This window comes from bacterium (assembly GCA_037131655.1).
GTDB lineage: Bacteria > Armatimonadota > Fimbriimonadia > Fimbriimonadales > JBAXQP01 > JBAXQP01.
This window is the reverse complement of sequence record JBAXQP010000071.1, coordinates 1-10,671: the sequence shown is the minus strand read 5'-3', so window position 1 is coordinate 10,671 and position 10,671 is coordinate 1. Positions and strand designations below refer to the sequence as shown.

Annotated in this window: 8 protein-coding genes; 3 read left to right on the top strand and 5 right to left on the bottom strand. The window is 46.3% G+C overall.

The window, feature by feature from the left end:
* Positions 1–516: 516 nt before the first annotated feature.
* The 5 genes from WCO51_04970 to WCO51_04950 form a co-directional block, all read right to left on the bottom strand.
* Entirely contained in the window at positions 517–942 is a 426-nt protein-coding gene (locus WCO51_04970) for a hypothetical protein (protein ID MEI6512611.1), read from the bottom strand.
* Between the two features lie 292 nt (positions 943–1,234).
* Positions 1,235–2,116: a hypothetical protein gene (locus WCO51_04965; GenBank protein ID MEI6512610.1), complete on the bottom strand. Its 882-nt coding sequence runs from the start codon at positions 2,114–2,116 to the stop codon at positions 1,235–1,237.
* Between the two features lie 324 nt (positions 2,117–2,440).
* Positions 2,441–3,637, bottom strand: coding sequence for a transposase (locus tag WCO51_04960; protein MEI6512609.1), 1,197 nt, complete (start codon positions 3,635–3,637; stop codon positions 2,441–2,443).
* 69 nt (positions 3,638–3,706) lie between these two features.
* A complete protein-coding gene (locus WCO51_04955) occupies positions 3,707–4,138 on the bottom strand; it encodes a hypothetical protein (protein ID MEI6512608.1) in 432 nt (143 codons plus the stop codon).
* Positions 4,139–4,250: 112 nt separating this feature from the next.
* Positions 4,251–4,376, bottom strand: coding sequence for a hypothetical protein (locus WCO51_04950; protein MEI6512607.1), 126 nt, complete (start codon positions 4,374–4,376; stop codon positions 4,251–4,253).
* 649 nt (positions 4,377–5,025) lie between these two features.
* Here WCO51_04950 and grpE point away from each other — a divergent pair.
* The 3 genes from grpE to WCO51_04935 all read left to right on the top strand — a co-directional run.
* The gene (gene grpE / locus WCO51_04945; GenBank protein ID MEI6512606.1) at positions 5,026–5,946 is read left to right on the top strand and encodes a nucleotide exchange factor GrpE; all 921 of its coding nucleotides are present in this window, start codon (positions 5,026–5,028) and stop codon (positions 5,944–5,946) included.
* Complete coding sequence (locus WCO51_04940; protein ID MEI6512605.1) at positions 5,939–7,600, top strand: Hsp70 family protein; 1,662 nt, start codon at positions 5,939–5,941, stop codon at positions 7,598–7,600. The genes grpE and WCO51_04940 overlap by 8 nt, the downstream gene beginning before the upstream one ends.
* A gap of 161 nt (positions 7,601–7,761) precedes the next feature.
* A partial coding sequence (locus WCO51_04935) for a zinc ribbon domain-containing protein (protein MEI6512604.1) occupies positions 7,762–10,671 on the top strand: 2,910 nt, incomplete at its 3' end.

Sequence of the window (10,671 nt, the reverse complement as noted above, 5' to 3'; positions counted from 1 at the left end):
GTGTATAGTACAATAATGTTTTAATTCTCAACCGTGCAGCGAATACGAAACATCGATGATTCGTTATCTAGCCCGTTTCTGAAGGTGGGAGAAGTAGATAAACGGTGTTTTGGCAGCTAGTAAGAGTCCAGATAATATACCAACGCAAATTGCTACGGCAAAGATGACGGCAATCAATTTTCCGCCCATAATGACAATAGGTATCACAACATACCTGATCAAAAGGTATGCAAGATATATTATGATAATTATTGCGATTAGTTGAGGCATAACTGATTACTTCAATAGACCATGATAACTACCAGGAGTTATCAGCCTTGTGGTTCTTTAGAAAATCCACAGGATCAGCCCAACCATTTGTAAGCCCGAAAGAATCCGCTGTAGGAATTTGGCTATTAACCAACGGTGCTCGTCCCCAACCGCTGGTCGGGACATTCTGACCGACGCAAACTCCAAGGTGAAGGTGATCAATGCTTGATTGATAATCAAGTACAACCCCAACTTTCTGATTTGGCTCTACGATACCGGCTTCCACTCGTAAGAGTGCTGAAAGGCTTTGGCGGATAACGTCTCGATGTTCCCAGATTCATCTTTAACTTGTACCGATACACTTGATCGAGCCGGAGGGGTAACTTTTATTTTCAGAATATTCCCAACTGCGATGGGGGAAGGGGGATCAAACGACATGGTGACAGTAAGTTGTTGATCCAACGTTGATGGTTTCTGCCCGCCTCCAAAGATACCTGCGAAAAAGCTATTCACCTTTCCTAACATCATCCCGCCGATGATCAACATGAGGATGATGGCAATCGCACAGCCAGCAATACCTGTGAAAATTCCGCTGAATGTTTTTGACAGACATCCGCCAACTCGACGGCCTTGCCCCAGCATTACGACAAAAGCAATAATAATGATTAAAAGCACACCTAACGATTCGAGCACGCGAAGCCTCCTTTGCCTGCCTTGGATAACTCAGATATCGATTACCTCGTCACCGCCGAAAGTGCTTGCTACAGCAATATACACCTTCAGTGTTCGCACACAGACTTAACGTTTTCTGTGTATGCCAATACTTCTCCAAGGTCTTTGTACCGCATAATGTCATCACCGCAATCTTATTTATTGCACTTGATATCCCTAATGCTCGCTTCCATGAGAAAGAAACACCATACTTTCGCCCCATCGTATCCCCTTATCCAGCATCAACTTGCGGATAGCTTGACTTTTGGGTAGACTAGGTGAAGCTGACCGGATATTGCTTTGCATAGCATAGATTCGCCATCCCAATAAGTGCACCTTGGGTGGGAAAGTAATTATCTTTTCCTATTCGCAGCATGCTTAACAAAGATTTCCAACGTATCGAGATACATGCTGTCGGTTGATACGCCCATATACTTAAAGAGCTTAGTAAATCTCTTTGCATCTCAGACCACGCATGTAACAATTCAGGGGTTGTGTTGCTCTCATTACGTTGAATAGACTGGTACAAAGATTTTTCAAGTTGAGAAAGGATGTAAACAGCCTCGCTGTTCCCACCACAAGCTAGAGATGAAAGGAAACTCAACGAAAGGGAATCTTCACCCTGCGCTTGCGCAAATTGCCATGCCGAATCCATGCATTGGACATAGCCCAATGTGCTCCCCAAAACTGCCGTGCCGGTGCTTGTTTGATAGGGAAGCTGTAAGACTTGCTCTTCAAGCCACTTTTCATCATGCTCATTCTTTAATGATGTTCGCAAAGCCGCTGCAGTCTTCCGGATGAGCTGAAAATAGCCCGCCTCTCCTATCCACTCAATTAGTTTCGTGAATAATGGAGAGTGCTCCTGTGCCAATGCCTTAGTGCAAGCTGCAATCTGATCAACTTTCATGCTATTTGCATCATGTTTAATGCAGCCCAACAACAGTTCTTCATACTTTCCTTTAAAATCCTCACCACATTTACTGTACATTGCTGCGAGAGGCGCATACTCATCCAATCCTATCAATTGGGGGTCCAATTGCTCAAACCATTCTGTTAAATAATTAACGATAACTCTTTCTTTGTCCTGAAGCATATTACTCGGTAGAGTTATTGCCAACTGACAGGCAGGATTGCGGACATTATCATCACTGTCCATCGCCAATTCAATAATTCTGTTCGTCCACACACTAGTTGGGATATTTCCCCTATGTTCCTGATAGCCGTATAGTACTCGGGAAATGATATCATTATCAGACGTCTCAAGGATCTCGTTGATAAATGGCTCTGTTGAGCTAATTGCAAATTAGCGCCAATTTTCACCGGAATGCGCTATAATTTTGGCCAAAGTAGCATTATAGGGCATTAACTTAACTGCTAACACACCAAAATTCAACTTTTTACGCTGCGCGAAGTATGCGTAGCCCTGGCCGTCATGTAGGATGGCCAAAAACCTGCATTATTCTCCTTCACTGGATCAGTTTTATGTTATTGTACGCAATATCTGATCTGCGAAGATGACGAGCGTGCCAAACATCAGGTGCGCATGCACCTTGCGCGGACCGCGGACTCGTAGATGATTCCCGCCGAATTCGTCTTTCAAGCGCCCGTTAAACTGTTCGACCACCGTTCTTCCTTTGTAATGCTCGGCACGGTCAGGGCCAAGTTGCTCTGCATGCTCCTGCCCGCGACGACGGATATAATCGATAATTGGGACATGTCCCGCTAATTCCGCAGCCTTGCGTATCCATTTTGCGTCATATCCGCGATCCATTAGCTCATATAATGATGTAACCAGTCGATCGCTCATCTTCATCAAGGGGATTGCCACCTGGCTGTCATGCACTGACGCTGCCGTGGTTACCGCTATCAATGGTATTTTGCCATCAGCCACCCGTACATGAAACTTGTAGCCAATCCAATAATCCTTATTGCCCTTGCTGTTCGTCTTGCAGCCAACATCACAGGCGGTCGCCAACTCCAATAATGCGATCTCCGGCACCTGCGTGATTTGACGTTCCAATCGCGTAGGCTCTGCAGGCGTGGAAGACGCTTTAGCTGCGCCATCTTTTTTCTGCTTTTTCTTTTTCCCAGAAGCTGGTTCGACGGCCAGTTCAGCTTCTTCTTTAGGTTTGGCCGCCAGTTCTACATCAGATTTGGCGGCCAGTTCAACATCTTCTTTAGGTTTGGCACGAGTTACTGGCTTCTCACGCGCCGGTATGGCACTGGAATCAGTCGAAACATTGCGAATAACGGAGTCGCCATACCAGAAATCAACTTGTGCTGCATGTACAGTATCGGTTAAACCAGTCTCAGCGCATTCAGTAAATACCCGACTGAATGTTGATTCACTCGGGATTTCCCATCGATATGCCCAGCCACAAACCTTGCGCAAACTCTTATCCTGCAGCAATCGTTCGCGGAATGCTTTGGTATCCGTAGCGTTATAGAATGCTTTTGCCACGAAAGTACGCAGCAATTGCTGCCGATATTTAGGTTTAACCCCCACTTTGTAAGGTGAGTGTCGCGGAGCGAATCTCTCAATTTGTAGCAATTCCAGTAGCGTAGCAAGCTGTAAGAGCTTGGGGGTATGCTCAATTTCAGCATCATCCAACAGAGAAAACAAGCTACGGTTGACATGGGATAAGAATGAAGATATTCTATCAGTTAGTGGACTCATCGGCATCTCCTTGTATATTGGCGTTAGATACCTATATATTCGACAGAGATGCCGATGAGTCCTCTCATATTAGGGGTAATCTGCAATTGGCTCTGTTATCTTGCCCGGAATTTGCGCAAGCACTTTTTCCCAACGGTGTTTACTTCCGGCTTTTAGCCTTTCATTGCAGAAGCTGGCGATTTGCTGTTTTACATCATCGAATGGCAATGAAGCGCACAATGAAGCCAACCAGGCACGGTTGTTGCCTGAATAGGTCAAATCAAGTAGCTGTTGCCGTGCTTCTTTCGGTCTAGCAGCCTCATAAGGTAAGCTGGCACGAAGAAAGAGGGCCAATCCTCTGATTTTCTCTTGATCAACCCAATATTCATTCCCCCATAAAGCACCCTGATCAACCGCAGAAAGTTCAAGCAGGCTCTGACAGAGTAGGGTCGCATCCTGTGTGTCATCCCATCGGATGCTACCAGGAGTTAATTCATGAGCTTCAGAACTTGTTATATTCACTGCATGCCTCCAAAAGTATAATGAGCAACCCCGGTATCCATGTCAATTATACGTGGGTAATGCTATCTTTCGTCGGTTCGAAAACTATATAGTGGATATCCCGAGCAGCTTCCTATTTCTTTTTCCACTTGGCGCAACCAAAATTCTGATCAGTTGGCTTATTGTGCTCGTTGCACTTACCTTTCGTATCATAGGCGTATTTCTGCCACCAGACACAAGTATAACATTTCTCAACCATTCGAATTACCTCCGATTTAGTTCTGTGACATGATTGTCACACATTCAAAAAAAATTATCTGGGATCAACCAGTCTCATGATTTTTGTATTCTAAAATAGAGCTATTAATATATCGGAGGATACCACTTACTCACTCACTTGTCAAACTTACAGTTTTTACTTACAGTTTTTACTTACAGTTTTTATGTAATAGCTCACTCTTGTCAGAGTGAATTTTTTTCACGCAACGGGATTGGCGAAGATGGGGTGAATGATGATTTTATCTATAACAGTGGGCAGAACAACTCGATTTAGCGTGCGTTGCTGTGCAATGGTTTCTGCATGATTAGCAATACATTATGCCTTTTCAGCAACTGTTGCCCAACGTCTGGAGTCTCTGCAAAATCGCGGTAATCCCTATCGCTACCCTGGAGTGGCTATAATTACCTGCAGATGTAAGTTTATTGGTATACTGCACGAACGCTTTTTTGTATAAAAAATAATTGTTTGAAGGAAACAGGCTTTGCTACAGAAACAGACTTTGCTATTGACGTGTGTTAAGAAAGGTATTACTATAAACACAGTAATAACTGACACGGAGTTTACCGAATAGGTACGCACTCCTTTTATGTTTGAATATATTCAGGATCAATTTAGAGGAGGTCTAAACATGGCAAACGATGAAAGACCAGAATCTGTATTCGCACAAGCTATCCCAAAGGCTCCAGAGTTGAAGCGACAAGACGTACTTTACGAAGTTCCAACTCTACCGCCTGATCTGGGTAACGATCAACAACCAAATACGCATGTATCTGCTACCCAGGCAGTTCCTACACTGTTCTCGGCACCAGTTGGTGAGGTCCTTCTACCTCCAGTAGCGCAACCCACTTTTTCTGGAGACGATTCAACAATCGGGACAATTGAGTGCGAAACGGAAAAGGTTGTAGATACTTTATCCCCTTCCGAGTCTCCGCTATCAGCGCCCTCCACCATTCCATCACAATGCCCAGCTCTGGAAATATTCACACAGCAATCTACAGCAATTGAGAGTATTTCTTTAGGACTACAAGAAGTTACTACTGAAGTTACTGGTTTGAAGACTGCCTTTCAGCGCGAGATAGCAGACCAAAGTCTACAACGTTTAAACTTTGAGAAGCTTCATCGAGAGATGTTAGATTATAAAGAGAATTTCCTTCAAAAAGCGATGGAGCCTTTGTTCCGCCAGCTAATAGGCTGGGCAGATCACTTCGAAGAAATTATCAGCCAGGATAACGTGTCTAAAGGCGATCTTTCATTCTTATACGACGAGTTGATTGACGCACTCAACCGATATGGCGTCGAGCAGTTTTCTTCGGATAACGACATATTTGAACCTTCCCTGCAGAAGGTCGTAAAAACTGAACCGGTGGGAGATGAGACCCTCAACCGATCCATTGCTCGTCGGGTGAAGCCAGGGTATCGGCAGAACGGACGCCTTATGCGTCCCGAGCAGGTAGTCGCATATAAGTATGATACGTCACTACAGGTGATTCCTGTAGATAATCAGGTTAGCGATGAGCAACCTATCGAGGAGGTAAGGACAGATGAGTGAGGCAAAACGGGTTTTCGGCATTGATCTTGGAACGACATACTCAGCGATAGCCTATGTCGACGAACATGGCATTCCAGTCATTCTCAAGAACATACTGGACGATGGTATGTCGGTGTTACCATCTGTCGTCTATGTCGAAGGGAGCGGCAATGTCGTCGTTGGTATAGAGGCCAAGCGGAATTCGGTGCTAGAGTCAGAGCGGACATTTTCAGAGATCAAGCGATTCATGGGTAAACCTGATTATGCACCCAAGGAGATAGATGGCACAACCTATACCCCTGAATATGTCTCGTCTCTCATTCTGAAGAAGATCGCACAGTACGCCAGAGCCGATCTGAGTATGCCGGTTGAAGATGTCGTAATCACTGTGCCTGCGTACTTCAGTGACAGTCAAATCGATGCAACACGTAAAGCAGGGCTGATCGCCGGCCTCAATGTTCTCAACATTCTCAAAGAGCCTACTGCTGCCGCGATCAGTTACGGCGTTGAATCGGATAACAATAACCAGACGGTCATGGTCTTCGACCTGGGGGGTGGTACATTTGATGTTACCATCATCCAGATTGTCGATAACAACATTCGCGTTGTTATGACTGGAGGGGATGCAGAATTGGGCGGACGGCGTTGGGACCAATCCCTTGTCGATTATGTTACCGATCAGTTTAGAACCGAGCATGGTATCGATTTATGTGAAGATGAAAACAAAGAGGCGTACCAAGACCTGTGGATACGCTGTGAAGAGGCGAAAAAAGCTCTCACCAATCGCACTTCCACAAATATCATGGTGAGTTGTGGCGAGCGCATGAAGGTTGAAGTAACTCGCGAGTTATTTGATGAGCTGACTTCAATGCTGTGTCAACGGACAATCCAGCTTTCAAGGGATCTTGTTGCGCGGGCGAAGAACGAGAAAAACCTTGCCGGAATTGATGTGATACTGCTGGTGGGTGGTTCGACACGCATGCCACAAATCGGAAAAGCTGTGCAGGAGGAATTCGGAACAGAACCTAAATTGTATGATCCAGATGAAGCCGTTGCAAAAGGTGCCGCGCTTGTGGCGCGAAAAATCGCCTTGGGCGAGGAAGTTGAAAAATACTTTAAAGCACAAGGGATTGATGTTAATACAGCGACTGAGGCCGAAAAGGAACAGGCAGTCCATCAGGCTGCGAAAATCTTTGGACTTTCCTCTGGCGTTGCAGCGAGGGAATTGGCAACGAGTATCGTGAATGTACTCTCGCATAGCATCGGTATCCAGGCAGTTGACGATGATTGCAGTGACATCATTGCCGTTATGCTTCCAGATCAGACCGAGTTCCCGTGTGAAACGACTCAACAGTTCCGAACCGTGAGTGCAAACCAGCAATTCGCCGAAATAAAAGTCATGGAGAACCAGGCTGATATCACCGATGAGCGCAATATCTCTGGGTGGAAACAACTTAATCCCGATACGGGAGAACTGCCGATTCCTCCTAGTTTACAGCAGGGGGCACCAGTCCTAGTGCAGTTTACAATTGATGCCAATGGTAAACTGCATGTGTATGCAGAGGATCAGACTGGTCACAACCGTATTGAATTTGATATCAAACTTGAAGGCGTGATGTCAGAAGAGGAAGTCGAAAAGGCGAAGGCCGCAGTCGGCGCGCTGGCAATCTCGTGATCACACTGCATGCTGTCATTATGCGGTATTTCCATCGAGCTTGAGCGTTTCATTGGAAATGCCTCACAGACCCAAGCGTAAAGCGCGCATGTTCAGTAGGTTGCACGTAACGTTGCAGTTCCTTCACGATCATCAACTGAGTGATAACAGGTGGCAGAGTAATGTCGTTCTTCTCCAAGAAGGATACATACGTTTTCTCCGGGGTGGAGATCCCGGAGGATATCTTTGAAGTGTTGGGTATCGATATCACATGCGACAGTACGACCATTATCTCCGCGAAGATCGAAGAGATGCGGAAGAAATGGTCGCAGTCGCAATCGACAGGCACAGATATCTATCGCCTCAAGATCGATAGCATCTACACCCCTATCCTCACGGATGCCTCCCAAAGGCAAGATTACCGGGTATTCATCCAGGCACGTCGGCAGAAGGAGTTAGAGGCACGCGTTCGAGACGCACGGGTGCAAGCTGATCTCATATTGAAAGATCAAAATGCATCTGATGATCAGAAGAAACGCTTCATAAGGATGTATTCGCACCCGTTTGGCCCGACTGCGGGTGAACTGGAGAAATGGCTTAGTGGGCCTCGTACAGCGAATGCACCGACTCTCCCACCATTAGAAGGGGTTCTACGCCTTCTATTTGATCTCTCAGTCGAACCGTTGCCCCCTCATAAGGCGAAGACAATTGCTGAGAATTGTCAGAAGCTTGGCAAGTCGAACTTATACGATTACCTTGGGGTCGATCTATCCTATGCAGAGGACGATGCCAGGCTAACTTCTGCGAAAAAGGCACACGAAGACGAAAAAAATAGACTGGGTAACACTGGGCTTGATGGCGCTTTGAAGCCTATTCATGGGAATTTAATCGCCTCTATCGAAGAACTCCTCCTTAAAGACCCCATGAGGCGCCGGCAATACCTTCGCACAATCGGCGAAGAACGTATCCGCCCGATGCTTGATGCGCTAGACATGAAGATTCGATCAGAGAAGGATAAGAAACTTACTCCTTCAGAAAAGATACTTACGGCTGATTATATTGAGACTTTGCTTCGAAGTGTTGAAGGCACCATTCCGAAACCCGTAGCAATGCAAATCATTCTGGAGCGTACTCGAAGTGAAGGCTACAGTATCCAAATGCCTTCAATTCCTACCGATGAAGTCGTTTGTCCTTCATGCCAGAAGCCTAATCCAAAAGAAGCAGTGACCTGTATATGTGGTTATGCTTTTCGCATCGCCTGTCCCAAATGCGGGAATGTGTTTGCATCACGCGTTGGACGATGCGATAAATGCGGATTAGATGCCGATACTGCAGCCTCATTCTCCTACACATTGAGTGAAGTTCGGAGACTTATCAAAGCAAATGCCTTGAGTGACGCCCAGAATCTTATTGCCAAAGCGAAAGTCGATGTCGGATCTGGAAATACCGAGCTACGAGAACTCGAAGATCTGCTACAACGAGGACGCGGCAATATTGATCAAGTGTTACATGACGCGCGCACTGCCGTAAGTGAACGTCAGCTCTTTAAGGCACAACAACTATTGGAGTCACTTCTCCAGAAGGATCGATCAAACGCTGACGCTACAACTCTGTTGAAGGTTGTTTTCAACGGTATCGACGATGTTAAGTCATTGCTATCAAAAGCTAGACAGGAGGAGGCTGCGGGGCGAAAAGAAGAAGCTGCAAGAGATTATGCTGGCATCGTAATTATTTGCACTGACTGCTCGGAGGCGAGTGATGCGCTACGCCGTTTACCTCCTTCTCCCCCATCAAGCCTTACTGTCAGCCTGGATCAACGACGTGTCTCATTACAGTGGCATGCAAGTTCCTCACAAGGAGTGAGTGGGTACGCAATAGTTCGAAAAGTCGGTGGCACGCCCTCGTTGAGACAAGATGGTGATGATGTGGCACAAACAACTGCCACAATGTTTGATGATCTAAAAGCACCTGTCGGGATGGCATGCTTTTATGCAATCTTCGCAGTTCGCGGTGATGTTTTTTCATCAACGGGGGCTATTTCTTCACCGGTATTAGTCACGTCTGATGTAGAGGGGTTATCAGTAATCCCTTCTGACGGCCTGATCAACCTTTCGTGGTCGCTCCCTGGGAAGGTACTCGGCATCCAGGTAGTTCGACGTACAGACCGCGCCCCATCGTCACCAGTTGACGGGGATAATATCCCGATCTCCAACCAGACTACTGCTGTAGATCGGCAAGTCACTAATGGTCAAACTTATTATTATGGCGTTTTTTGCCAGTTTCGGGGAACTGATGGCAAGGCGAAATTGAGCAATGGGGCAATCATCTCGGCAAGGCCAGAGCCGCTTCCTACTGCTCTGGCATCGTTTCGCCTCATACTTGATGAAAAAAAGGTAAAGGCGTCTTGGACACCACCTTTATGCGGTGAAGTTAGTATTGTAAGGTCACGCCAACCACTTTCCATGAAGCAAGGAGCCTCAATTACGAAATCACAGGTTGACTCTCTAGGCATATTACTACGATCCATCGGTGAAAATGAGGCAATCGATGAGAAACCCGAGCAAGCTGTCGCATATTACACTGCGCTTACAATCAATGCACAGATTGCTGTAGTTGGAGTCACACAGAAATTTGCCAATCTGCCCGATGTTACAGCAACACGCCTAGAAAAGAATGCTGGGGTACTTCAGGCCTATTGGAAATGGCCGCCAGAGACGACTGTGGCAATGGTCGGATGGCGATCCGATTCCTACCCAACGGGAATTGATGATTCGAAAGCGACGATGGTTCGTTTGACGATAGCTGAATTCAATAGCAAAGGTAGGTTTGTACTTCCTATCAGTGGTGATACAGATTGCTATCTTTCTGTCTTCGCCGGTTTGGTTGCTCCAGACGGAGATGTCTTTGCTTGTGGTCAGAGCGATGGCGCTAAAGCATTCAGCACAGGCGAAGCTCAAATCACGGTAACATACACCGTGAAGAAAGGGTTTCTTTCGTCAAAGCGAAAACTGGTTTTCGTAGCATCATGTGATTGCCTACTACCTTCTGCGGTTATCGTCGCTAAGCCAGGTGCACTCCCGATGACTATTACC

Excerpts from the sequence above, each read along its gene's own strand:
- WCO51_04965 (MEI6512610.1), bottom strand. The coding sequence starts at position 2,116 with ATGGACAGTGATGATAATGTCCGCAATCCTGCCTGTCAGTTGGCAATA.
- WCO51_04950 (MEI6512607.1), bottom strand. The coding sequence starts at position 4,376 with ATGGTTGAGAAATGTTATACTTGTGTCTGGTGGCAGAAATACGCCTAT.
- WCO51_04960 (MEI6512609.1), bottom strand. The coding sequence starts at position 3,637 with ATGAGTCCACTAACTGATAGAATATCTTCATTCTTATCCCATGTCAAC.
- WCO51_04940 (MEI6512605.1), top strand. The coding sequence starts at position 5,939 with ATGAGTGAGGCAAAACGGGTTTTCGGCATTGATCTTGGAACGACATAC.
- grpE (MEI6512606.1), top strand. The coding sequence starts at position 5,026 with ATGGCAAACGATGAAAGACCAGAATCTGTATTCGCACAAGCTATCCCA.